17 protein-coding genes and 1 pseudogene are annotated in these 25,555 nt (G+C 65.9%); 9 read left to right on the top strand and 9 right to left on the bottom strand.

What is annotated here, in order from left to right:
- Nucleotides 1-7: 7 nt before the first annotated feature.
- Complete coding sequence (locus B2246_RS18150) at nt 8-1,234, bottom strand: MFS transporter (RefSeq protein ID WP_286882553.1); 1,227 nt, start codon at nt 1,232-1,234, stop codon at nt 8-10.
- 202 nt (nt 1,235-1,436) lie between these two features.
- Here B2246_RS18150 and B2246_RS18145 point away from each other — a divergent pair, with 202 nt between their 5' ends.
- Both B2246_RS18145 and B2246_RS18140 read left to right on the top strand, forming a co-directional pair.
- The gene (locus tag B2246_RS18145) at nt 1,437-2,213 is read left to right on the top strand and encodes an IclR family transcriptional regulator (RefSeq protein ID WP_008650912.1); all 777 of its coding nucleotides are present in this window, start codon (nt 1,437-1,439) and stop codon (nt 2,211-2,213) included.
- A 152-nt stretch (nt 2,214-2,365) separates the two neighbouring features.
- Nucleotides 2,366-3,595: a GGDEF domain-containing protein gene (locus B2246_RS18140; protein ID WP_008650913.1), complete on the top strand. Its 1,230-nt coding sequence runs from the start codon at nt 2,366-2,368 to the stop codon at nt 3,593-3,595.
- Nucleotides 3,596-3,658: 63 nt separating this feature from the next.
- On the opposite strand, the gene B2246_RS18135 is transcribed toward B2246_RS18140, so the two are convergent.
- The 8 genes from B2246_RS18135 to B2246_RS18100 all read right to left on the bottom strand — a co-directional run bounded on the left by B2246_RS18135 (nt 3,659) and on the right by B2246_RS18100 (nt 11,669).
- Nucleotides 3,659-4,513: a citryl-CoA lyase gene (locus B2246_RS18135; protein WP_008650914.1), complete on the bottom strand. Its 855-nt coding sequence runs from the start codon at nt 4,511-4,513 to the stop codon at nt 3,659-3,661.
- Entirely contained in the window at nt 4,510-5,709 is a 1,200-nt protein-coding gene (locus B2246_RS18130; RefSeq protein ID WP_008650915.1) for a CaiB/BaiF CoA transferase family protein, read from the bottom strand. Before B2246_RS18130 ends, B2246_RS18135 begins: the two co-directional genes overlap by 4 nt.
- A gap of 46 nt (nt 5,710-5,755) precedes the next feature.
- Nucleotides 5,756-6,775: a Bug family tripartite tricarboxylate transporter substrate binding protein gene (locus tag B2246_RS18125; protein ID WP_008650916.1), complete on the bottom strand. Its 1,020-nt coding sequence runs from the start codon at nt 6,773-6,775 to the stop codon at nt 5,756-5,758.
- A 316-nt stretch (nt 6,776-7,091) separates the two neighbouring features.
- Nucleotides 7,092-7,739, bottom strand: a complete 648-nt coding sequence (locus tag B2246_RS18120; RefSeq protein WP_008650917.1) for a phosphorylase — start codon at nt 7,737-7,739, stop codon at nt 7,092-7,094.
- Between the two features lie 28 nt (nt 7,740-7,767).
- Nucleotides 7,768-9,777: a squalene--hopene cyclase gene (shc, locus tag B2246_RS18115; RefSeq protein WP_008650918.1), complete on the bottom strand. Its 2,010-nt coding sequence runs from the start codon at nt 9,775-9,777 to the stop codon at nt 7,768-7,770.
- 75 nt (nt 9,778-9,852) lie between these two features.
- On the bottom strand, nt 9,853-10,701 hold the full coding sequence (gene hpnD, locus B2246_RS18110) for a presqualene diphosphate synthase HpnD (protein ID WP_008650919.1): 849 nt from the start codon (nt 10,699-10,701) through the stop codon (nt 9,853-9,855).
- A 110-nt stretch (nt 10,702-10,811) separates the two neighbouring features.
- The gene (locus B2246_RS18105; protein WP_234707027.1) at nt 10,812-11,285 is read right to left on the bottom strand and encodes a BON domain-containing protein; all 474 of its coding nucleotides are present in this window, start codon (nt 11,283-11,285) and stop codon (nt 10,812-10,814) included.
- Nucleotides 11,286-11,465: 180 nt separating this feature from the next.
- Nucleotides 11,466-11,669 carry a cold-shock protein gene (locus B2246_RS18100; protein ID WP_008650922.1) on the bottom strand — a complete coding sequence of 68 codons (204 nt, stop codon included), beginning with the start codon at nt 11,667-11,669 and terminating at the stop codon, nt 11,466-11,468.
- 850 nt (nt 11,670-12,519) lie between these two features.
- Between B2246_RS18100 and B2246_RS18095 the strand changes: the two genes are divergently transcribed.
- The 7 genes and pseudogenes from B2246_RS18095 to pelG all read left to right on the top strand — a co-directional run bounded on the left by B2246_RS18095 (nt 12,520) and on the right by pelG (nt 25,535).
- Nucleotides 12,520-15,381, top strand: a complete 2,862-nt coding sequence (locus tag B2246_RS18095; protein ID WP_286882551.1) for a bifunctional glycoside hydrolase 114/ polysaccharide deacetylase family protein — start codon at nt 12,520-12,522, stop codon at nt 15,379-15,381.
- A pseudogene (locus B2246_RS18090) lies at nt 15,344-19,500 on the top strand (tetratricopeptide repeat protein). The gene B2246_RS18095 and the pseudogene B2246_RS18090 overlap by 38 nt, the downstream one beginning before the upstream one ends.
- A gap of 51 nt (nt 19,501-19,551) precedes the next feature.
- On the top strand, nt 19,552-20,100 hold the full coding sequence (locus B2246_RS18085) for a hypothetical protein (RefSeq protein ID WP_008648366.1): 549 nt from the start codon (nt 19,552-19,554) through the stop codon (nt 20,098-20,100).
- Nucleotides 20,101-20,123: 23 nt separating this feature from the next.
- Nucleotides 20,124-21,587, top strand: coding sequence for a PelD GGDEF domain-containing protein (locus B2246_RS18080; protein WP_008648364.1), 1,464 nt, complete (start codon nt 20,124-20,126; stop codon nt 21,585-21,587).
- A 3-nt stretch (nt 21,588-21,590) separates the two neighbouring features.
- Nucleotides 21,591-22,577 carry a hypothetical protein gene (locus B2246_RS18075; RefSeq protein ID WP_008648362.1) on the top strand — a complete coding sequence of 329 codons (987 nt, stop codon included), beginning with the start codon at nt 21,591-21,593 and terminating at the stop codon, nt 22,575-22,577.
- Nucleotides 22,574-24,163 (top strand): GT4 family glycosyltransferase PelF, encoded by a 1,590-nt coding sequence (gene pelF / locus B2246_RS18070; RefSeq protein WP_024570847.1) that lies wholly within the window; start codon nt 22,574-22,576, stop codon nt 24,161-24,163. The genes B2246_RS18075 and pelF overlap by 4 nt, the downstream gene beginning before the upstream one ends.
- A gap of 1 nt (nt 24,164) precedes the next feature.
- Nucleotides 24,165-25,535, top strand: a complete 1,371-nt coding sequence (gene pelG, locus B2246_RS18065; RefSeq protein WP_008645329.1) for an exopolysaccharide Pel transporter PelG — start codon at nt 24,165-24,167, stop codon at nt 25,533-25,535.
- The last annotated feature ends 20 nt before the right edge of the window (nt 25,536-25,555 follow it).

Raw genomic sequence — 25,555 nt, 5'->3', positions numbered from 1 at the left:
ATGAGTATCAGGTGGCCGGCGCCAGCCGGTCGCGATAGCGCGCGGCCAGGACCTGACTGAGCATCAGCGCCAGCACCGCCGCCAGCGCGGCGAACAGGTACACGGCCGGGTAGCCGGCGTGCTTCGTGATCAGGCCGGCTACGGGGCCGGTCAGCCCGAGCGAGAAATCGAAGAACAGCGCGTAGGCGCCTAGCGCGGAGCCGCGATTGGTGGCTGGCACGCGCTTGACGGCTTCGATGCCGAGCGACGGAAAGACCAGCGAGAAACCGAAGCCCACCACGGCCGCGCCAGCCAACGCCTGCCACGGCGCCTGGGCCAGCCACAGCATCGCCAGACCCGCTGCCTCCACCGCGAACGACACCAGCGCCACCGGATAACCGCCGAAGCGCGTGATGCTGTCGGCCATGATCAGCCGCGTCAGGACGAAGCAGGTGCCGAGCGCGGTCAGCGCCAGCGCGGCATGATCCCAGCCATGCCCCGCGTAGTAGAGCGTGATGAAGGCCGTGATCGCGCCAAAGCCGACCGAGCCAAGCCCGAGGCACAAGCCGAACGGTGACATCGCGCGGAATACGCTGCGGAAGGGCAGGCGCTCGCCCTTGAGGATTGGCACGGCGGACTGGCGGCGCGCCAGCAGCCACGCGGCGCCGGCGATGACCGACGTCACGATGCCGATCGCGGTCAGGCCACCGTGGCCGGCCAGCAGCACGCCCACGGGTGCGCCCACCGCCAGCGCGCCGTAGGTGGTGACGCCATTCCAGGAGATCACTTTTGCCGTATGGCGCGCGCCCACGCTGCCGATGCCCCAGGCGATGGTGCCGGTGGTCACCAGGCTCTCGCCCGCGCCCAGCATCAGGCGGCTCGACAGCAGCCAGCCCAGCGCGAGCCAGTCGTTGCCCGCGAACTGCGCGGCGCCCAGCAGCAGCAAGCCGCTGCCCGCGCATAGCAGCAGGCCCGTCAGCACCGAGCGCTTCGGCCCTTTCATGTCGCACAGGCTGCCGGCCCACGGGCGGCTCAGCAGTGTGGCCAGGTACTGGATGCTGACCGCCAGACCCGCCAGTACCGCGCTATAGCCAAGGTCGCCATGCACGAAGCCGGGCACCACGGCGATCGGCAGGCCGACGCTGAGATATGCGATGAAGTTGAAGACAACGATGCCAAGTATGCGGCGGGTCACATTGCCGGCGGCGAGATCGCCATGCGGCGGCGTGGCCTCGGGGGAAAGCGGGGTGGTCATTCGGTGCGGGGCGCGATTGGACGGGGATTCAGGCCGGGTCCGGGTCGTGTATCAGGTACGACAACATAGGGAAAACCCGGGAGCGGCAATCATACCGGGAATGGGCGCGGCCTGTGCGGCGCGTTGGCGTGCAGATTGACATTGATTTGACCGTTCTATACCGTGGACGCCCGTTCCATGCCACGCCTTCGACGCTTTCTCCATGCCCCGCAAAGCCGCCCAACTCTCCGAAGCTGACAAGCACGCCGCCGAAGGTGGTGCCGTCGCCGTGGATCGGGCGTTGTTCGTGCTGTCGGCTTTCCGGGAGGGCGACGGGACGTTGGGGCTGGCCGAACTCGCGCAACGCAGCGGCCTCTACAAGAGCACGCTGCTGAGGCTGCTGGCCTCGCTGGAGCATGCGCGGCTGATCCAGCGCCATGCCGATGGGCGCTACGGGCTCGGCCCCGAGATCGCGCGTCTCAATGCGGTCTACGCGGCGTCGTTCTCGCTCGAGCAGGTCGTGTTGCCGGCGTTGCGCGAACTGGTGCGCGCTACCCGCGAATCGGCTGCGTTCCATATCCAGCAGGGCGAGCACCGGCTCTGCCTTTATCGCGTGGACTCCCCGCAGCCGGTACGCGACCACATTCGTGCCGGCGATCTGCTGCCGCTCAATCGCGGCGCCGGCGGCCGTGTGCTGCGCGCTTTCGCCGGCGCGCGCGGAGAGATCTATCAGCGTATCCGTGACGAAGGCGTGATCGCGCTGGTGGGCGACCGCAGCCCCGACATCGCGGGCGTGTCGTCGCCGGTGTTCGGGCCCGGTGGGGAATTGAAGGGCGCCTTGACGCTGACCTGCCCGACGCCGCGTTTCTCCGAATCGTTCCGCGAACAGGTACTCGATGCCGCGCGAGGGCTGACGCAGGCGCTTGGCGGGACCTTCCCGGAGGTCGTCGAAGCCGCCGGACCCTCATCCTCGGCGGCAACTGCCCCGCAGGACGACTGAGCATCCCCCGGCTTGTCGGGGGTGCCGCTCGGTGACCCGCGCGGGATAAGATGCGTGCTTTCGTGCCGACGATTGCAACAGGGGGCCACCCGCCAAGGGTAAACCTCGACAAGCGGCAGCCGCCCCCGGTAGCTTTAGAGGATTCGACTCCCGTGCACCTGGCCCAGCAGACCGTCCTGGTCGTGATGATGGTGGTTTTCTCCAGCACGCTCGTCATGGCGGCGGGGCTGGTGCTCGCGCTGCGCGCCAATGAGGCTGGCCGCCTGTGGGCTGTCGGGCATGTGATCGCCTCAGGCGCGGGGCTGGTCGTCGCGGCCAGCGCAAGCGCCGGATCGGCGGAACTCGGCGCGCTCGGTGCCGGTGCCTATGTACTTGGCCGCCTGACGATCTACCGGGGCGTGCGCGTTTACTACGGCATGTCCGAACAAGCGGCGCTGCTGCACGGTGTCGGCTTCGTGGCGCTGGTGCTGCTGATGCTGCTGACCGGCCTGCCCGACGGCAGCATGCTCATGCATGCCCTCGCGTACGGCTTGCTGGCCCTGATCTCGTTTTCCACTGTCATCACCATGCTGCGTAGCGCGCGCGGCCGCAGGAGCATCGGCGGCCCGCTGGTGCTGGCTTCCCACCTGGTGCTGCTGATCTCGCAGGTGGCGGCGCTGAGCTACGGGGCGACATTCAAGGGTTTCGAGGTCACGCCTTTCTTCCTGCAGCCCGAAGGCTCGGTCTGGCCGCTGGCGCCGCTGGTCGCCGTGTTGCTGGGCCTGTTCGGTTTCTGCCTGATGTCGATGGAGCAGATCATCGCGCGCAACGAGAGCGGCGCGCGTACCGATGCGCTGACCGGGCTGCTCAATCGCGGCGCGCTCGACATGATGGCCGTCAGCATGATCGCGCGCTGGCAGCGCGACGGCGAGGCGCTGTCGTGCCTCGTGATCGACGTCGACTATTTCAAGCTGGTCAACGACACGCACGGCCACCATGCCGGTGACAACGTGCTGCGTGAAATCGCGACGGCGCTCGACAATTCGCGGCGTGCGTCCGATATTGCCGCGCGCTATGGTGGCGAGGAGTTTTGCATCCTCTGTCCGCATACGGACGAGCACCAGGCCACTGCGCTGGCCAATCGTATTCTGCGGAAGGTGAGGGCGATCGAACTGCCCGGCGCGGGCGGTCATGCCAGCGTCAGCATCGGCGTGGCCGAGCTGCGCGGCGGGCCCTCAAGCCGTGAGGGCCTGTGGCGCAGCCTGTTCGCCACGGCAGACCGCGCGCTCTATCAGGCCAAGCAGCGCGGCCGCGACCAGTTCATGCTGGCGTCCAGCATGATCGAAGAGACACCGGTCGGCGACGCGCTGCAATCGGTGACCGAGCCGCAGATGATTGTTTGACGGTGGATACCCGGGCGGGCCCGGTGGACCTGGGCCGCCCTTATGCCGTCCTTAAGGCCGTCCTTATACCGCCCCGCCATCCACCGGCACATCCCGTTGCGGCTGCCCGTCATACGTCCAGATGAACTGGCGCGGAATCGGCCCCTTGTTGCGGCCGCCCTGCTGGGTTTGCTCCCACGCATGAGACAGGATGCCCACGGAGCGCGACAGGCAGAACAGCCCGCGTGCCAGCGGTGCCGGAAAGCCCAGTTCCGCGTAGATGACAGCGGTCGCGCCGTCGATGTTCATCGGGATCGGCTTGTCGCGTCCCGCGCCGAGCGCTTTTTCCACCGCGCGGGCAATCGCTGCGTAACGGCCGGACACCACGCCATCGTCGGCAGCCTGATCCACCAGCGTCAGCAGGCGCGGCGCGCGCGGGTCGAGCGGATGGAAACGATGGCCGAAGCCCGAGACGAACTTGCCGTGCAGGTCGCGATAGTGGGCCAGGCCGGCGGCCACGGCATCGTCAAACGGCGTGCCGGCGTCGAAGCGGCGCGCGATGTCCTGATAGAGTTCCACCGCTTGCTCGCCGGCGCCGCCGTGCACGTCGCCCAGCACGTTGACCGCCGAGGCCATCGCATTGTTCAGCCCCACGCCGCAGGTGGCGGCCATGCGGGCGATGGCGATGCTGGGTGCCTGCGGGCCGTGGTCGACGGCGGCCATCAGCGCCGCGTCGAGCAGTTCGCCCTCGCGCTTGCCCGGCAGCTCGCCGCGCAGCATCAGCCAGATCATCTGCGCGAACGACACATTGCCGATCAACTGCTCGATCGGGTAGCCGCGATAGCGGATCTCGCCCGGCTTCATGTCGATGATTTCGGTACGCCACCAGTCCTGCGAAGCCTGCTGGCCAGCGTCGATCGTTTCGTTCGTGGCGCTCATAGCGCGCGCTCCTGTTTGAGGGTGTCGATGGCGGCGGCGTCATAGCCGAGTTCGCCGAGGATGTCGTCGGTATGCTCGCCGAGCTGCGGCGGGGGCGTGTCCACGGACGGTGCCTGCCCGTTGACCTTGAAACCGGTGCGCAGCAGGCGGATGTCGCGACCCACGCCCGGCACGTTCTCGAACGCGCCGATCATGCCGCGGTCGCGCACCTGCGGAAGTGCGAGCGTGTCCGGCACCTTCAGCACCGGCCCGGCCGGCACGCCAGCCTCATTGAGCAGTTGCCACCAGTCGGTGGCGGACTTCTTCGCCAGTTCCGCTTCCAGTTCGGCGGTCAGCGCCGCGCGGTTCGCCAGGCGCGACTGGCGCTCCGCAAAGCGTGGGTCGGTCGCCAGCTCGGGGCGGCCCACCACGCGGCACACCGCTTCGAACTGCTCCTGCTTGTTGGCGGCGATATTGAGCGGGCCGTCGCCGGTGCGGAACGTACCGGACGGGCTCGCCGTCATGTTCTCGTTGCCCATCGGGGCGGGGTCCTTGCCCGCCACCAGATGGTTGGAAACAACCCAGCCCATCGTGACCAGCGTGGCTTCCAGCATCGATACGTCGAGGAAGTAGCCTTCCGTGCGTTCGGTATCGGCCAGCGAGGCGGCGATGGAAAAGGCCGCGGTCATGCCGCCGATCGTGTCGGAGACGGGATAACCGACGCGATACGGCGCGGTCTGCGGGTCGCCGGTGATGCTCATCACGCCTGCCATGCCCTGGATGATCTGGTCATAGGCCGGCAGGTCGGAGAGCGGCCCATCCTGGCCGAATCCGGAAATCGCGCAGTAGATCAGGCGCGGGTTCACCAGCTTGAGTTCGTCGTAGCCCAGGCCCAGGCGCGTCATCACGCCGGGGCGGAAGTTCTCGACAACGACGTCGGCGCTCTGCACGAGCTTGCGGAAGACTTCCTTGCCGCGCGCGTGCTTGAGGTTGATCGTGATCGAGCGCTTGCCGGGGTTCTGCGCCAGGAACGAGACGCCCATCAGCTTGCGGTTCAGCTCGGCATCGGCGCCAAGCTGACGTGCGAGGTCGCCCGTGCCGGGCGTTTCCACCTTGATCACCTCGGCCCCCATGTGGGCGAGCTGGTGGCAGCAGAAGGGCCCGGCCAGCACGTTGGTGAGGTCGAGCACGCGGATATTGCGAAGCGGCTTTTGCATGAGGGGCATGTGGGACATATGGGTCCGGCCAGGAATGTTGTTGGTCTTATTCAACGCGAGCGCCGGAGTCGCGCACGATCGTGCCCCAGCGCGTGTGCTCGCTCTTGATGAACGTGGCGAGGTCGGCCGCGGAGCCGCCGCGCGGTTCGCTGCCTTCGTCTCGCAGTCTGGCGATCGTATCCGCATCCTTGAGCGCCTTGTTCACTTCCGCGTTCAGGCGGGCGATCACGTCGGCCGGTGTGCCGGCGGGCGCCACCAGTGCCTTCCAGTCCTCGGCCTGGAAACCCGCGTAGCCCTGCTCCGCGACGGTAGGCACATTCGGCAGCAGCGCCACGCGCTTGGCCGACGTCACGCCCAGCGCGCGCAGCTTGCCTGCCTTGAGCATCGGCATGGCGATCGGCGGCGTGGCGAAGTAGAAGTCGGTCTGGCCACCCATCAGGTCGGTCAGCGCGGGCGATGCGCCCTTGTATGGCACATGCAGCGCCTTGAAGCCGGCACGGCGCTGGAACATCTCGCCGGTCAGGTGGCCCACGGTGCCGGTGCCCGCCGACGCCATCGACAGTTGCTTGGTCTTGGCCGCGGCCACGAGGTCAGCCAGCGTCTTGTACGGCGAGTCCTGTCGCACGATCAGCACCACGGGCTGCGCGGCCACCAGGGCCACGGGCGTGAAATCCGTGACCGCGTTGTACGGCATCTTCGGGTAGAGCGTCGGGTTGATGGCGAGGTTGGCGGTCTGGCCCATGCCGATCGTGTAGCCATCGGGCCGTGCCTTGGCCACGGCGTCGAGGCCGATGTTGCCGCCGGCGCCGGCGCGGTTTTCCACCACCACCGTCCAGTGCGTGGCGGTGCCAATCTTGTTGAAGACCAGACGCGATAGCACGTCGGTGCCGCCTGCCGGCGGGAACGGCACGACCAGACGGATCGGCTGAGCCGGATAGGCATCGGCGGCAAATGCGGACGCACCCGGCAGGGCGGCGATGGCCGCCACGGCGATCAGGCCGTGCACGAGGGTGCGGCGTCGCGAGGAGGCCGGGCGGGTCGGACGGGTCGGGTGGGTCTTGGTCATGCTGGGGTCTCCGATTTTTGATGTTCTATAGAACAGAACATCGATCTTAACAAAGGAATGAAACGGAGGATAGGAGGGGGGCGACGGACTGTCAAGTCATGGTGGATGACAGGTGGCGGCGGGATGTCAGGCTGCGGCACGCGGGTGTGATCCTGACCTGGATGGGAATTTGAACAGCTTGCCTTCTCCCCAGCCCGCTCTGGCGCTGCGGGAGAGGGGAGAAAACAGACGGTGTTTTGATGGGCGTGGGTGCGCTCCCCTCACCCGCGATGGCGCGAGAGGGGTTGGGGGAGAGCGAAAAGACGGGAGGGCGGCGTCAGGCCGCCGCGAGTGCGGTCAATGCGAAGCCAGCGCCTACAGCGTGTCGGGCGCCAGTTAGTGCGGATTTTGCCGCCGAAGCATCGCGCCCCAGCCGCAGCAGGCCGCCAAGTTGATGCGGAGCCTTGAGCAGGCCGAAGAGGATTGCGCCGATGTCGGTGCTGCCATCGGCCGCCATGCCGGCCACGGCCAGCGGGGGCACGGGACGGTCGGCAGGGTCGATCACCACGCGCAGCGCGGCGAACGGAATTTGGTGGGTCTGGGCGGCCAGCGCGGCGATGTGGGATTCCATGTCCACGGCCAGGGCGCCGTGGGATTCGTGCAGTGCGGTCTTGTCGATCACCGTGGTGACCGGGGTATCGGAGCCAGCCAGCAGGCCACACACGGCCTGAGGCAGGGCGCGGCGAAGCGCCGCTGTCCAGTACGGGTCGGTCGAGTAAGACGCGTCGCCCACCCGCACGGCCGTGGCGACGATCACGGTGCCCGGCGGCAGCGTGGGATCGAGCCCGCCGGCCACGCCGAAGCTGATCACGCCGTCGCAGCCTTGCACCAGCCTGGCGTCAAGCACACGCGCCAGTGCCGCATCGCGATGCCCATAGAGCGTTTCCACGCCCGGTCCCGACGCGATGCGCGCCTCGAAATCCATCCCGCTGACTGCCAGTACCGCCACGACTTCAGAGCCCCCAGGTGATGGCGCGATTGCCATCGCGCAGCAGGTTGCGGAAGCGCGCCAGTGCCCAGAGCGGGAAGAAGCGCGAATAGCCGTGGTAGCGCAGATAGAACACGCGAGGGAAACCCACCGCCGTGAAGTACGGCTCGTCCCAGAAACCATGGCTGGCCTGCGTGCGCAGCAGGTACTCGACGCCGCGCACCAGGGCGGGGTGGTCGCCCGCGCCGGCGGCCATCAGGCCGAGCATGGCCCAGGCCGTTTGCGATGCCGTGCTCGGGGCCTTTTCATAGCCACGATACTCGAGCTTGTAGCTGTCGCCCGACTCGCCCCAGCCGCCATCCTCGTTCTGGATCGACAGCAGCCATTGGGCCGCGCGCTTCATCTCGGGCGCGTCCGTGCCGATGCCGGCGGCGTTCAGCCCGCACAGCGCGCTCCACGTGCCATAGATATAGTTGGTGCCCCAGCGGCCAAACCAGCTTCCGTCGGCCTCTTGTTCGTCGAGCAGGTAGCGCAGCGCGCGCGCGGCCGGCTCGCTGTTGGCCGGCATCTGGCCGAGCTGGCACAGCATCGCCAGACAACGCGCGGATACGTCGGCCGTGGGCGGATCGAGCAGTGCGCCGTGATCGGCGAACGGGATGTTGTTCAGGTAGAGGTGCGTGTTCTCGGGTTCGAACGCGCCCCAGCCACCGTTGCTGCTTTGCATGCCGACGATCCACTCGCAGGCGCGGGATACGGCTTCGTCATAACGGTTGGAGCGGTCGCCCTTGTCCACGCGGTCCATCGCGGCAGCCACCACGGCGGTGTCGTCCACGTCGGGGTAGTGAGGATTGGCGTACTGGAAGGCCCAGCCTCCCGGGCGGACGTTGGGACGGCGCACCGTCCAGTCGCCGCGCAGTTCCAGTTCCTGCAGCGGCACAAGCCAGTCGAGCCCGCGTGCGGCCGCCGCGATCGTGCGCGGCTCGCCGACTTCCAGCAAGGCATGGGCGGCCAGCGACGTATCCCAGACCGGCGACAGGCATGGCTGGCAATAAGCCTCGTCATCCTTGACCACGAGCAGCTTGTCGATCGAGCGGCGCGCGATGGCCCGGTTCGGGTCGTTCTCGGGCACGCCGAGCACGTCGAACATCAGCACCGAGTTGACCATCGCCGGGAAGATCGCGCCGAGGCCGTCTTCGCCGTTCAGACGTTCGACCGTGAATTCACGCGCGCGCTCGATGGCCCGCTGGCGCAGGCCACGCGGGAACAGCGGCTCGGCCATGCGCACCACGGCGTCGAGCGTGCGGAACACGCCGACCCATAGCGGGCTCTGGTGCGGCGCGCGGCGCGGCAGGCGGGTGGCCTGGCACGGGCGCACGAACAATTCGTCGATGCCGATCTTGCGCGGATTGCGCGCCTGCGGACGCAGGCTGTTGAGCACCAGCAGCGGCACGATGACCGTGCGGGCCCAGTACGACACCTTCGACAGATGGAACGGAAACCACTCGGGCAGCAGCATGATTTCCACCGGCATCATCGGCACCGCCTGCCACGGCATCACGCCGTACAGCGCGAGCAGCGTGCGCGTGAAGACGTTGCTGGCCTCGGCGCCGCCCATCGCGTGGATCGCGGCGCGCGCGCGGCGCATGTGCTCGGCTTCCGGGTTGTCGCCGGCCATCTTCAGCGCGAAGTAGCCCTTCACGCTGGCACTGACGTCCGAGGCGCCGGCGTGGAACAGTGGCCAGCCGCCATCGGCGTTCTGGATGCGGCGCAGGTAGTTGGCGATCTTGCCTTCCAGTACCAGATCCGGCGTCTCGCCGAGGTAGTGGACCATCAGGATGTACTCGGCCGGAATCGTGGCGTCGGCTTCGAGTTCGTAGACCCAGTGGCCATCGGACTGCTGTTGCGCCAGCAGGGATTCGACGGCATGTGCGATGCCGGCATCGAGCGGATCGGGCAGGGCCGGCTGGGCAGGGCGACGGGCGCTGGTGGTCAGCGTTTCATCCTGGGGGCGGGTAATTGTTGCGGCCTGGTTCATCTAAATCGGGGGCACTTCTCTGTTCTGGGCACGCGGCAATGGCCGCGTGCCTTGGCTAAATACAAGGCGGGCAAATCATGCGATGGCATGTCGGAGCAGAATCCAGACCAGCTTTGCCTTGGGCACGCGCACGCGTGCGCGCGGCGGTTGCCAGCCACGGGCCAGCAGGCGGGTCAGGATGCCGTGATAGACATCGGACATGATGCGCGGCGAACGCACCACGCGCGCCGGACAGCGCGCCATGATCGCGGCGGAGGCATCGTAGTGAGCCTGAGCATCGCGCGCGATGCCGTTGCAGACTTCGGCGATCGCGGGATGATGGATGACGTCGTATGGCTTGCCGACGGGAATGCCGGCGGCGGCCAGGGCCTCGGCCGGCAGGTAAAGACGGCCGATCTCGGCGTCCTCGTCGAGGTCGCGCAGGATGTTGGTCAGCTGCAGCGCGCGGCCAAGATGATGCGCCAGCGCGATGCCGGGTGCTTCGTCCAGGCCGAACACGCGCACGGCCAGGCGGCCGACGGCGCTGGCCACGCGGTCGCAGTAGGTGTCCAGCGTGGCGGCATCCGGCGCGACGATCGTGGCAACGACGTCCATGATCATGCCGTCGATGACGTCGGAGAAGTCCTGCTGCTGGAGATTGAACGCCTTGATCTGCTCGTCGAGCGGGCGCAGCGCCGCAGGCGCCTGGCCTGCATAGCAGGCGGCGATGTCGGCGCGCCACTGTTCCAGCGCGGCGAGCCGGTCGGCGTGCTGGGTGTCGCCATCGGCGATGTCGTCCACGGCGCGGCAAAACGCGTAGATCTCGAACATGGCCTGCCGCTGCGAAGCGGGCAGGATGCGCATGGCCGCGTGGAACGAGCTTCCGGATGACACGGCGGGTCCGGCGATCGGCCCGCCTGGCGTTGCGATTTCAGTACCGGCCACGGGTTTCCTCGGCACGCATTGTCAAATACCTTCCAGCGGGGCAGCCAGCGGGTGGCGCCCCGGGAACGGCAGAATTTGGGGGGATTCGAAGTCGGGCGATTATAGCAACTTCATCGCGCCGGGGGATTTGTGACGTTATCACCATAACGTGGGTATGGTACGCCGCGTGCCGGGGTGGTGGTGGTCTGGTCGATGACCCGTTCTACGTCTGGCACTTCGCGCAGCGCGCCCAGGAATCCCTTCCGGTCGAAATCCGTGGCCACGCAGCCCTGCACGGTCAACCAGCGGCCCCGCACCATGATCCAGAGCGAGCTTTGCTGCCAGGCGGGCATCGTGTGCCGCAGCGTATCGAGCCGCCGCCGCAGGGCCTCGGCAATTTCCTGGTCGTACTGGTAAGCGTTGGCCAGCCTGCAACGGCCTTCCATATAGCAGTGGTTACCTTCCTCGATGCGGTGGTGCGCCTCGCGTTTCCAATCCGCCTCGGTAATGCGCGGGCCCGCCGGTTCGGGGCAATTGGTGATCGCCTGCGAGATTCGCAGGAACGGGTCGTTGCCGAAGTTGCGTGTCGTCTGTCCAAGTGCCATTTGCGCCGCGCATATCGTCATGGCCATTAGTGCGGCCAAGTGAATTGCCACGCGCAAGAAACACCGCGATGACCGAACGTCATCAATGCAATACATTATCTGCCCTGTGGAAAGCCCAGAAAGCAGAAAGCCCCGCCGGAGCGGGGCTTCCCAGGCAAGATAAACTGCCCGGTGATCCAGTTAGATAGCCTGGATCTTCGTGGCCTGTTCGCCCTTCTGGCCCATAGCCTTCACGTAGCGAACCTTCTGACCTTCCTTCAGCGACTTGAAGCCATTGCCTTCAATCGCCGAGAAGTGTGCGAACAGGTCATTGCCGCCTGCGTCCGGCGTGATGAAGCCGAAGCCCTTGGCGTCGTTGAACCACTTAACGGTACCGGTTTCCATATGTCTATCCAACCTCGAATTTCAAATGGGCGTAATTGCCCGACCAAGCATGTCGCTCACAACGAACCGGAGCAAAACGCTTCAGGCCGGCGCACATGCGAGCAGCCATTTTGACGGTTTTTTTCTGGCTGTCAATCGGACCATGCCCCTAATGGTGTTTCGGCATACAAACAGCAGATATTAAATTCTTCTACATCCATTCCGGATTTGTCTGACATCAGGGTGCCTTCTACGATGTTATGTCAGGCATTGCGGGCGTGGCGGTACCGGCAGTCGGTACATATTCGTAAGGAGGAGTGTGAGATATCACACAGTTCCCCGCAGTTGCCATGCGGACAATCACGCCGCAATACCTCAAATGGGCCAGATGCCGGAATGAAAATCCTGAGAGGTATGGTTATCCCGTATGCCCGAGCCGAGAAACTTGTGGTTAAGGCGAGCGTAGTGGCGGCGGACATCTGCATTTTTACCACCCGGTGTAACATCTGCTTACCGATTCCCGTGTGGTCAAGGGCCACGCAGGTTGAGTCGTGCCAAATGTCGTACGCATGACATGGCTTGTCGGGCACAATTTTTGACAATCTGTTTCAAACGGATGGCCTAGGATCCACCTGCTCGCAAAATAGGAAAAATCCTATATAGAAGTGATGTGTAAGGCATAATGCAGGCTTGGGCATCGTCCGAAATGCGGGCCATGTATGCGAGCAGGGCCTGCGCGCCGCCATCGGCAACCGTCATAACAGCAGCGGACTTTAAGCCAGTGAAGCAATTACAACGATGGATTCGGGGACTTTTCGAGGAGAGGGACGGGCTGACAGGCCGCTCGCGTTCCGGTGCGTGGCGTGTAGTGATGGCCGTGATTGCCATTGTGGCAGCCGGTGTCGGGCTTGTGCTTGGCACACTGACGCCGTCGACCGCGGCGCTGGCGCAGTCGCTGGCGCCAGCGCGCGTCGCGCCGAGCGTGGCATTTCACTATGGCGCCCGCCCGCCCGTGGACATGCTGCAGGCCTTCGACGTGGCCGTCGTGGAGCCCGATAGCGGCTTCGATCCGCGTAGCGCCAAAACGCCGAACACCGCCTGGTTCGCATATGTCAGCGTCGGTGAAGTTCTGCCGAGCCGCGCGTACTTCAAGGACATCCCCAAGGCCTGGCTTTCCGGCAGCAATGACGCATGGAACGCCAGAGTCGTTGATCAGGCCGCCGACGGCTGGCCCGCCTTCTATGTCGACAAGGTAATCACGCCGCTGTGGGAACGCGGCTATCGCGGTTTCTTCCTCGACACGCTCGATTCTTACCATCTCGTGGCCAAGACCGACGCCGACCGCGCGCGTCAGGAAGCCGGCATGGTGCGTGTGCTCCAGGCAATCAAGGCGCGTTATCCAGACGCGAAGCTGCTGTTCAACCGTGGCTTCGAGATTCTGCCGCAGGTGCATTCGCTGGCCTACGGCGTGGTGTTTGAATCGCTGTTCCGCGGCTGGAACCAGGCGCAGGGCACGTACACCGAAGTCAGTCAGCAGGACCGTGACTGGTTGCTTAACCAGGCGCGCATTGTCCGCGAGCAGTACGGCCTGCCCGTGATCTCGATCGACTACTGTCCGCCCACCGACGCCCAATGCCGACGCGACACCGCGCGTCGCATCGGCGCGCTGGGCATCACTCCTTATGTCACCGATTCCGGCCTGCAGACCGTGGGCGTCGGGTCGTTCGAGGTCATGCCGCGCCGCGTGCTGGTGGTGCAGGAAAACGAGCTCGATGTTTCCATCGACGACAGCGTCGGCGTGCGTTTCCTGTCGATGCCGCTCAACTATCTGGGCTATCGCGTCGATTTCGCCGAAACGCGCGACACGTTGCCGGAGATCACTCCCGACCGCTATGCCGGCGTGGTGGTCTGGACCAACGGCAATATCCGCCAGAACCCGGGCCGCTTCTATGCCTGGGCGGAGAAACAGATTCGCCAGGGCATCCCCGTGGTCTTCATGAACGGGTTTGGCGCGCAGCCCGACGGGGCGCTCGCGCGGATGCTGGACCTGAAGGTGGCCAAGGGCCGCACCTCGGGTGACGTCCAGATCCTGTCGCAGGACAAGATGATGGGCTTCGAGCAGCAGGTGGCCCCGGACCGTACCGATGCGGTGCCGGTGCAGATACGCGATGGCGCGGCGAACACGCGCACGCTGCTGCGCTTGCGCTCGGGCACGCTGACGTATGACGCCGCAGCGATCACGGCCTGGGGCGGCTATGTGATGGGCCCCTACGCCGTGCGGCAGAACACGCCCAAGGGGCAGGACCGCTGGATCGTGCAGCCGATCGACTTCCTGCGCGAGGCATTGCGCCTGCCGTTGATGCCGGTGCCGGATTCCACCACCGAAAGCGGCCGCCGGCTGCTGACCATCCATATCGATGGCGACGGTTTTGCCTCGAAGGCGGAGATTCCCGGTGGCGGTTATTCGGGCGAGGTGCTGTTCCGTGAGATCTTCGACCGGTACCGCCTGCCGATGACGATGTCCGTGATTGAAGGCGAGGTCGGCAAGAGCGGCATGTATCCGAAGCTGGCACCAGAACTGGAGCCGATTGCCCGCAAGATCTTCGCGCAGCCGTATGTCGAGGTGGCCAGCCATACCTATTCGCATCCGTTCGAATGGGGCCGGACCGTGCCGGGACAGGAGAGCAATGCCAGGATCATCGAGGGCGATGACACCTATCACCTGGCAATTCCGGGCTACAAGATGGACCTGAACCGCGAAATCGGCGGCTCGATCGATTACATCAACAAGGTGCTGTCGCCGAACAAGCCAGTGAAGCTGGTGCTGTGGCCCGGCGATTGCCAGGCCCCGCCCGAGGCGCTCAAGCTGACCGAAGCCGCTGGCGTGCTGAACATGAATGGCGGCGACACGCTGATCACACGCAGCAATCCGACCTGGACTGCCATCGCCCCGCTGGGCATCCACAAGGCGGATCACACGTTCCAGGTGTTCGCGACCAACCAGAACGAGAACGTCTATACGAACCTGTGGCATGGGCCGTACTACGGCTTCGAGCGCGTGATCGAAACGTTCGAGATGACGGAGAAGCCGTACCGCTTCAAGGCGGTGAACATTTACTACCACAGTTACTCGGGCACCAAGGTGGCATCGCTGAAGGCGCTGCGCAAGGTTTATGACTACGTGCTGACGCAGAACTTGCTGCCGATGCATTCCACCGACTACGTGCTCAAGGTGATCGACTGGCAGGGGATGGCCGTGGCCCGCGAGTTGGGCGATGGCGCCGACGGCGCGCCGGCCAGCGGCGCATGGCGCGTGCGGGGCGATGGCAACCTGCGCAATCTGCGCTGGACGGGCGCGGGCGTGCCCGACGTGGCCACCGCGACCGGCGTGACGGGTTCGTCGCCGGCGCCAGGTGGCGGCGTCTACGTGCATCTGGATGGTGGCAATGCGCGCTTCCGTTTCGCACCCACGGCCACGCAGTCGGTGCCGGAGCTGCCCGAGGCCAACGGTCTCGTGCGCGACTGGCGCCGCGATGGCAATGTCACCCGATTTACCTTCGCCGGCTATTACAAGCCGTTCTTCCGGCTCGCCAACGCGGGCCAGTGCAGTGTTTCCATCGATGGCAAGCCAGTAACCGGTGTGCGCGATCGCAATACGCTGCGTTTCGATACTCCGGCGGTCAATGATCCGATCCATGTCCAGCAACAAGTCGAAGTCCGCTGCGGCGCCTGAGCGCGAGCGGCTGTTGCCGCCGGCGCTGGTTCTGACCTTTACCGCGATTGTGGGGGTCGGGCTGGCGCTGATGTTCCCGCGCGAGACCCTGCGTGAGCGCCTGCTTGGTCAGGGGAGGGCCGTCGATGGCCTGACCGTGGCCTATCTCGAGGCGTGGTCACGCGTGGCGCCCAACGATACGAACTTCATGAGCGTGCTGGCCGAACAGTACGCCCGCAGTGGTCGGCTGGATGATGCCGAGACGATGCTCGAACGCATGTTGGCGGTGAAGGGCCAGGACCTGACGGGCCAGATCCTGCGCACGCGCATCGAGATCGCGCAGCAGCGCGCCTATGCGGCCCAGCCGGATTCCCCCGAGCGCGCGGAGCGTCTGGCCATGATGAACGGCCTGCTCAAGGACGCCACCACGCCGGAGATGCTGCGCGCCTGGTCGGTGGCCGATCTGCAGACGCTGGCCACGCAGTCGCGCCAGGTCGGCAATGCGGCTGCCGCCGTGAAGCTATTCCGCGAACTCAGCGTGCGCGACCCGGCCAACGTGGATTTCTATAATCGCCAGCTTGCCGGCATCGCGCTGGCGGGCGGCAACTATCGCGATTCCGCCCGCGCGTTGTTCGAGGCGCAGGCCCGCGCGAAAAATCTCTACGAGCAGCGCACGCTGTTCCTGCAGGCCCTGCAGACACTGCAGGCCGGCAATCTGCTCGATGAAGCGCTGGCCGAAGCGGAGCGCCATGGTGGAAAGCTGCTCGATGACGCCGAGGTACTGCGCTATCTGACCAGACTGGCGCTGGCGGCGAACAAGCCGGATATCGCGGCGAAGTATGTGGAGCGCCTGCTCAAGCTGTCGGCCAACCGGCCGACGAAGGGCACGCAGTTCGCACAGGCTGAACGGCAGGGGAACCTCCGCCGGGTCTCCGATACCGAGCCGTGGCTCGCGCGCGGCGTTGTGTTCCTCGACGGTCCGCGCGGCCTCGCCTTGCGCGAGCAGGTGGGCGAATTCGGCCTGCGCCGTGCGGCTGCGGAAGCGATTCCGGCGTCTGGCGTGGTGACGAAACCGGCCACGCGCGACATCACGCAGGCTGAGGCCCAGGAGACGGCCAAGGCCGAAGTGGCCACGGCCGTCGCCAATGGCAAGACGTTCAATCCCGACGACTACGACCTGGCCTACCGCGTGTTCCTGGCCGCGGGCAAGCTCGATCAGGCCCAGCGCGTGGCGCAGACGGCCGTGGACAAGTTGCCCAACGACGCCGTCTGGCGCGAGCGTCTGGCGCAGGTGGCGGAATGGAATCGCCAGCCAATGGTCGCGCTGCAAAGCTGGCTCAAGTATGCGCAGGAGACCAACGACGAACGCGCGTGGAATAACGTGATGCGGCTGGCGCCGGGCCTCAACGACGACAGGGCCTATCTGGCGGCGTTGCGGCATCGTGCGGCGGGCGGCGATCTGAAGACGATCGACGAGGTCGTCGCGGCCTACGAACGGCTCGGCGAGCCGGAGGCCGGCATGGCATTCCTCGACGGGCTCGCCAACGGGCCGAACGGGCGTCAGGTGATGGAGCGCAATGCCGAACTGGCCGAGCGCGCCGGCAAGGACGACCGCGCGTTCGAGCTCTACGGCCAACTGGAGAAGCGCTTCGGCGCGCGCCCGCTCTACGCGCTCAAACGCGCCAACATACTCTTCGTGCGCGGCCGGCTGGATCAGGCGATGGACGCGATGCTGCCTGCGCGCGACAAGGCCACCACGCAGGACCTGCTCTATTGGCGCACGTACACCCAGCTTGCCCGCCTGACGCAGCGGGACGATCTGCTCAAGTACGGCTATCGCCAGATGATGATCTCGATGGCCAAGAGTCATGACGATCACTGCATGGCGATGCCGCCCGGCGCTGCCCGCAACGACTGCCTGGCCGAAGTTCGCGATACCGAGGACGATGATTTCGCGAACCTGATCGAGTACTACGATCGCTGGCCGATCGACGCCGGCCGCATTGCAGAGGCAGGCTGGCGCAAGAACGGCAAGCTCGATGAGCTTCAGTTGGCGATGTACTACTACACGCGCGCGCACGCTTATATCCGCATCGAGCAGATGCTTGCCAGCCTGACTCCCGAGCAGACGCGACAGGCCGAATCGTCGGCGGGTTTCCTGATGCGTCGCGCGAGTACTGGCGCGCGACCGGTAATCACGAACGCGCGCTTGCCGATCTGCGTCATGCCATCGGGCAGGCCGATGCCGATAGCGAAACCTACGGCGCACTGCTGTGGGCACTCGTCGACATGGGTACCGACACCGAGGTGCGCGCAGTGATGCTGCGGCTGAAGCCAGAGGCGGAGAATGATCCGAGCCTCTGGGGTGCCTACGCAGCCGGCGCGATGCGCTTCCAGGACGGCCGCACTGCCTTGCACTTCCTGCGCAAGATGCAGCATGGCAAGAGCGCCGATCCGCTCTGGCTCGGCGTGACCGCCGATGCCTGCGAGGCTATCGGCCAGACCGATCTGGCCTGGCGTATCCGCCGGCAGGCATGGGTCGAACTGCATCGTACGTGGGCCGTGGGTGGCGCGAAGTGGGCCGAGGAAAGCGCCGGCGACGAGTATGCCGATGAAGACGAAGAAGATGCGCAGGGCCGTCCGGCACGCTCGGATCTCCGTCGGCAGATGATCGCGCTCGGGCAGATATTTGCCTCTGCCGATGTGTCGCGTGGACTCGTCGTCGAGATGCTGCGGCGCGACCGCGAAAGCGTCGCCGCGCGGCAGGCTGCGCCCAGCGATCCAAAATCGCCCTCGCAGCTCGGTAACGTGCCGGGTTTGTCCCCGCTCGAGGTGACGCCGCCCCCGGCGCTGGTGGAACGCGAACGGCGCAGACAGGCGCAGCTTACGGCCGCCAGTCGCGAGGTGGCGCTGGCCTGGGCGATGTCGTCGGAGTCGAACGAACTCGCGCGAGCCTGGCTGGCCCGTCAGTACGCCGAGCGGCTGCAGAGGCCCGCGTATGCCGAGATCGCGATTGCGCTCGACGACAACGACATGGACAAGCTCGACCGGATCATGGAGCGCAAGGCCGGGAAGGTGCCTGTGCTGAGCCAGATCGAGGTCAATCGCCAGCTCGACCGACTTTCCGCTGCCCAGACCCAGGCGTTTGAAACGCAGGAACTGGCGCGCACTGATGACTCGCTGCAGCAGACACTGCAGGACGCACTGTTGTTCAACGCCCAGGCAATCGAGCCGCGCGCGTCGTACCAGCGTCAGAATCCGCTGGAGTTCTACGAGTACAGCCTGGCTGGTGGAGCCCGGCTTTGGGACGGCTATGCGCTGAACCTGCGCGGCGTGTTCCGCGATCAGCGCTCGACCGACCGTACTGCGCTTGACAACGTGCCTGGCAGCGACCGTCGCGCCGAATTGGCGTTGACCTACCGCGACACCCAGAAACTCTGGCTGCTGGGCGTGGGGCGTCGCGACGGCCTGCAGAGCTTCACCACGGCGCGGCTGACTGGCGCGTGGAACCTGGAGGATCGGGTGTCTTTCACTGGCCGGCTCGGCTACAACCAGCAGGCGGACGAATCGGCGCAACTACGTGTGGGCGGCATGAAGGACCTGGTCGAACTGGGCGCGACATGGCGGCTGGGGCTGCGCGAGTTCATTCGCGGACGGATCGAGTACGACCGCTTCTACGGGCAGGACCGCAGCTCGCTGGGGCACGGCATGGTCTACGACGTGGAGGCCGGCTATCGCATTCGCACGCAGTATCCCGACTACACGGTCCGCATCGTCGGCACGCGCGGCATTTACAACACCAACGGCGGCACGCTGACGCCCACGATGCAGCGGCTGGTGCCGGCCGGTGGCGACGCTACGCCTGCGTTCTACATGCCGCAGAACTTCACGCAGGCGGGTGTGCTGTTCGGCTTTGGCACCGAACTGCTCGACGACTACACGCGCAAGTGGCGGCCCTTCCTGGACGTTGGGGCGCTCTACGACTCGCGCGCGGGGCACAACTTCCGCGGCCAGCTTGGCATGGCTGGTTCGGTGTTCGGCAACGACCACATGTCGATGTACGTGCTGCATGAAACCGCGTCCCGCAACGGCGGCACGCCGCTGACGGAAGTGGGTTTGCGATATCGCTGGCTCTACTGATAGTGACTACTGATGATCGAGTTCTTGAGAGTAACGAGGGGGATGGAAAACATGAACAGGATGACGACTCGCATGGGCCGCGTGATGGCCTGGTGTGGCGCGCTCGGCGCGGCACTGTGGCTGGCTGGTTGCGCGGTGACCGACGTGGGCCGCGCGCCGCAGATGTCGCCCGGTGACGTGGTGGCGGTACTGCCCATCGTCAACAACACCGAAACGCCCCAGGCTGGCCTGCGTGCCGAGGCGATCGCCGAATCGCTGCTGAAGACCGGCGGCGTGGCGAACCTCAAACGCTACCCCGCCTCGCTGAACCCGGAAACGCTGTTCGAACCGGCCGAGCGTGAATCGGTGGGCAAGGCGCTCGAGTGGGCCCGTGGCGAGCGCGCGCGTTACGCGCTGACCGGCTCGGTGCAGGAGTGGCGCTACAAAGTTGGCGTTGACGGCGAGCCTGCCGTGGGCATCTCGCTGCAGCTGATCGACGTGGCCAGCGGCCAGGTGGTGTGGTCGGCCACCGGCAGCAACGCCGGCTGGAGCCGCGAGTCGCTCTCGGGCGTGGCGCAGAAGCTGCTGCGTCGCCTGCTGGCGCCGCTGATGCAGGGTTGAGCACGGAAGGACGGGGGAGAGACGTGGCCAAGACCGTGGAAACAAGGCGCCAGGGGCAGGGCATCGGCCTGGGCGGGCGCTACGCGCGCTGGCTGGCGCCCGCGGGTGGCGGTGCGGCAGCCGTGATCGAGATGATCGTGATCATGGCGGCGGCAATGGGCGTCACCTGGCTCGTGCTGCCGCAGAACCCGCTGCTGCTGGGCATGGGCTTTCCATGGGTCTGGCTGCTGCCGGTGATTCTGGCGCTGCGCTATGGCACGTTGGTGGGTGTTGGCGCGGTACTGATGCTGCTGGGCGGGTGGTTCTTTTTCGACGAGATCGGCGCGCACAGTGGCGCCTTCCCGCGCATGTTCTTCATGGGCGGGCTGCTGCTGGTGCTGGTGGCGGGGCAGTTCGGGGACGTGTGGAATACGCGCCTGGCGCGAGCGCGGGCCGTGAATCGCTATCTCGACGAACGGCTGGCCGCGCTGACGAAGAACCACTATCTGCTGCGCATTTCTCATGCCCGGCTCGAGAACGATCTGCTGGCGCGTCCTACGACGCTGCGCGACACGTTGTCGCAACTGCGCGCGGTGGCCTTGCAGGACGCGATGAACGGCGGCAATACCGGTCCGCTGGCCGGCGCGCAGCCGATGCTCCAGGTCGTCGCACAGGCCTGTCAGGTCGAGGGCGCGGCGCTCTATGCCTGCGATGGCGAGCGTGTCGTGCCGAACGCCGTGGCCAGCATCGGCCCGGCCTTCGAGATCGACGTCAACGATCCACTCGTGCGGCACTGCCTTGAAACGCGCGCGCTGGCGCATTTGCGTTCCACGGGGCTCCAGCAGGACGCGCAGACGCGCTACGTGGCCGTCGCGCCCGTGCTGGCGGGGTCGGACCGGTTGATTGGCGTGCTGGTCGTGGAACGGATGCCGTTCCTGTCGCTGACCTATGAAAACCTGCAGATGCTGATGGTGCTGATGGGCTACTACGCCGATGGCGTGGAACATGCCCGCGCCACGCACGGCATCCAGGAAATGGCACCGGCTATTCCGTATGCGTTCGCGCTCGACTACGCGCGGCTGTCGCGGCTGCGTCACGAGACGGGCATCCAAAGTTCGGTGGTGGCGCTGGTCTTCGACCTCGACGAAGCGCGCGATGCGCTGTTCGAGCAGGTCGTGCGCAGCCGTCGTGCGCTCGATGTGGCCTGGCCGGTGCGCAACGCCCATCACCGGGCCATGCTGACGCTGATGCCACTGTCGGATGCCCAGGCGGTATCCGCCTATCTGGTGCGTATCGAGGACATGCTGCGCGCGCAGTTCGGCACCGATTTCTCAAGCGCGCATATTGGCGTCTACACGCTCTCGGTGCCCGCCGAGGGTGCGGAGGAGGCGCTCATGCGGCTGCTGCACCGCTGCCAGCTCGATGGGGCGTCCACGATCACGGCCGTGCAGGCCGATGGCACGCGCGACGCCAGCGTGGCGGGCGCCGGACCGGCAAGGGCAGGCTGACCCATGGGCAAGCTGACCTTCGGAGGCGCCGCCTTCCAGATCTCCGCCCTGGCGCTGCTGTTCGGCGGCGGGACTGGGCTGCCGCTGTTGCTGGGCTTCCTGACGCTGCAAGGCGCGGCCGCGGCGCTGCTGGGGCTGGCATTGTGGCGCCTGTTGCCGCGCCGCTTCCGGACGCCTTTCGTGTGGAGCTATGGCTATCTGGCAGCGTTCTGCTTCTTCGTGCCGGCGGGTGGCGTGTTGGTGTGCATGGGCAGCCTGTTGTTCTCGAAACTGTTCCCGCGCCGTGGCAGCAACAGCGGTATTGCATCGGTAGCGCTGCCCGAGTTCGTCACCCACCTGATCCAGCGTGTGACCCATGGCGGGGGCGCGCGGCTGCGCGCGCAACTCGGCAATACGCGCGCGCCATTGCCTGAACGCATGACCGCGCTGGTAGCCATGCAGTCGATGCCCACGCGAACGGCCAGCCCGGTGCTGCGCGAACTGCTGGCCGACAGCACCGACGATATCCGGCTGCTGGCCTACGGCATGCTCGATGGCGCGGAAAAGCAGCTTACGCAGAAGATCCTGGCCGAGCTGCCCCGTCTGGAGTCGGCTGACAGCCCGCAGGCGCGCGGGGAGATCAACCAGCGGTTGGCTGACCTGTATTGGGAACTGATCTACCAGAACCTGGTGCAGGGCGATGTGTACCGCTACACGGCTAGCCAGGTGGAGCGCTACGCCAGCGCGGCACTGGAGATCGACGGCAACATCGCCGCGCTCTGGTACATGCGCGGCCGGCTGGCGCTGACGCGCAACGCGCCCGCCGAGGCGCGCGAGTTCCTGGCTCGTGCCGAAGCGCTCGGCTTCGCGCGTGATCGCGTGTTGCCGCTGCTTGCCGAGGCGGCTTACCTGGAACGCGACTATGCCACCGTGCGCCGCCTGATGGCGGATTTCGACAGTCCTTCGCCGCTCCCACTGGTGCGGCCCCTGCTGCGGTACTGGCAATCATGAGCGAGATTCTGGTCAAGGGAACGTCCGCGGACGTCATGCTGCTTCTGGAAGGCACGTTTCCTTATGTGAGTGGTGGGGTGTCGAGCTGGGTCAATCAGATGATCCGCGCCTTCCCCGATATCCGGTTCGGCATCGTCTTCATCGGCAGCCGCCGACAGGACTATGGCGAGATGGCCTACGCGCTGCCGGACAACGTGGTGCATTTGGAAACGCACTTCCTCTACGACTTCGCGCCGCCGCCGATGGTGCATGGCACGAAGGGCGACGCGCATGCCTTCGACCGCTCGGACGAACTGCACAAAATGCTGCGCCAGCGCGGCAGGGAGGTGGAGGCGGGTGATCTGATTCGCGAACTGATGCCGGCGCTGGGCGAGGGCGGCGCGCTGTCCGAGGATGCGTTCCTCTACAGCAAGCGGGCGTGGGACACGATCACCGATCAGTACCGACGGTACTGCACCGATCCGTCGTTCACGGACTATTTCTGGACTGTCCGGATCATGCACAAGCCGCTGTGGCAGCTCGTGCGGATCGTGGACGGGCTGATTCCCGCCAAGGTCTATCACACGGTTTCCACCGGATACGCGGGATTCCTCGGTGCAATGCTGCGGCATCGCACTGGGCGCCCGTTGCTGGTCTCGGAGCACGGCATTTATACGAAAGAACGGAAGATCGACCTGTTCCAGAGTCAGTGGATCCGCGATAACCGGAACATCTTCGAGCGCGATATTTCCCAGATCAGCTATTTCCGCGAGCTCTGGGTGCGCTTCTTCGAGACGCTGGGTCGCGTCTGCTATGAGGCCGGTGACGAGATCACGGCGCTGTACGAAGGCAACCGCAGCCGCCAGGTGCTGGATGGCGCGCCGGCCGAGCGCACGCACAATATCCCGAATGGCATCAACCTGCCGCGCCTTTCGGCGCTGCGCGAGCGGCGCGCGCCGGGTGTGCCGCCGGTGCTGTGCCTGATTGGCCGGGTGGTGCCCATCAAGGACATCAAGACGTTCATTCGCGCGATGCTGACTGTGGTGCGGGAGTATCCCGATGCCGAAGGGTGGATTGCCGGCCCCGAGGATGAGGATCCGGATTACGCGACTGAGTGTCGCAGCCTGGCCGAAAGCCTCGGGCTGGGCAGCAAGGTGAAGTTTCTCGGCTTCCAGAAGATCGACGAGTTGCTGCCGAAAGTCGGCGTGCTGGTGCTGAGTTCGATTTCCGAGGCGTTGCCGCTGGTGGTGCTCGAAGGGTTCGCGGCGGGTGTGCCGTGCGTGACGACCGACGTTGGCTCGTGCAGCCAGCTCGTCTTCGGGCTGCCCGGCGAGGACGCGGCGCTGGGGGCCGCGGGCGACGTGGTGCGCATTGCGGACCCGGCTGCGCTGGCCGATGCGGCGCTGAAACTGATCAAGGAGCCCGCGCGATGGCAGGCGGCCCAGGCCGCCGGCATCGCGCGGGTGGAACGCTACTACACGCAGGAACAGATGGTGGGCAGCTATCGCACGCTCTATGCATCGATGATGGCGATGCCGGACAACACGCATCACGCACGCGGCGGGGCAAGCCCGGCAAAGTGCCCGGTGCACGGGGGAGGGCGCTGACATGGCCGGCATCGGATTCGAACTGCGCAAGATGCTGCGGCGGGACAGCCTTTCGGGGCTGATCGGCGCCTATGCCTATGCCGGGGTGATCAGCTCCGGTCCGTGGGTGCTGTCGATCGTCGGCATCCTGCTGATTGGCCTGCTATCGGTCGGTTTCGTGATTCCGGGCATGCTGATCACGCAGTTCCAGGTCTCGGTGACGTACCTGATCGCGTGCAGCCTGATACTGACCGGGCCGATGCAGCTCTCGTTCACGCGCTTCACCTCGGACCGGCTGTTCGAGCGTCGCGATGATCTGGTGCTGTCGAACTATCACGCGGTGGCGTTGCTGGCCACGATGCTGGCGGGGCTGATCGGCCTGGCGTGCGCGTTCTGGGCCTTTCCGGAGCAGTCGGTGCTGTACCGGCTGTTGATGATCGCGGGCTTCGTGATCATGAGCAACATCTGGATCGCGGCGATCTTCCTGTCCGGCATGAAGCAGTACAAGGCCATCGTGTGGACCTTCCTGATCGGCTATGCCATCACCGTGCTGGCGGCGCTGGCAATGCGCAAGAGCGGGCTCGAAGGTCTGCTCGGCGGCTTTGTGGTCGGCCAGCTATGCCTGCTGGTGGGCATGATCACGCTGATCTACCGGAACTACACGAGCCGCCGCTTCATGTCGTTCGAGGTCTTCCAGAAGCGCTACGCGTATCCGAGCCTGGTCGCCATCGGCCTGTTCTACAACCTTGGCATCTGGCTCGACAAGTTCATGTTCTGGTATGCGCCGTCCACCGGCCAGCAGATGATCGGGCCGCTCCATGCGTCGATCATCTACGACATTCCGGTGTTCCTGGCCTATCTGGCGATCATCCCGGGCATGGCGGTGTTCCTGGTGCGGATCGAGACGGACTTTGTCGAGTATTACGACGCGTTCTACAACGCGGTGCGCGGCGGCAGCTCGCTGGAGCATATCGAGGACATGCGCAACACGATGGTCCAGACCATCCGCCTGGGCCTGTACGAGATCGTCAAGGTGCAAGCCATCGCGTCGCTGGTGCTGTTCGTGGTGGGCGGATGGGTGCTGCGACTGCTCGGCATCTCCGAGCTGTATCTGCCGCTGCTCTACGTGGACGTGATCGGCGCCAGCCTGCAGGTGGTGCTGCTGGGCGTGCTGAACATCTACTTCTACCTGGATCGCCGCCGCGAGGTGCTGATGCTGACCGGCACGTTCGTCGTGCTGAATTTCGTGCTGACGCGCCTCACGCTCGAGCTTGGGCCGGCCTGGTATGGCTATGGCTTCGCGGTCTCGCTGCTGATCGTCGTAGCACTTGCGTTATATCTGCTCGATCGTAAACTTGACCGTCTCGAGTACGAAACCTATATGCTCCAATAAAGGACGCGATGCGTGGCGAT

This window comes from Cupriavidus sp. UBA2010 (assembly GCF_002335265.1).
GTDB classification, from domain to species: Bacteria; Pseudomonadota; Gammaproteobacteria; order Burkholderiales; family Burkholderiaceae; genus Cupriavidus; species Cupriavidus metallidurans.
The sequence above is the reverse complement of the archived record's forward strand: the minus strand, read 5'-3'. Positions and strand labels throughout refer to the sequence as shown.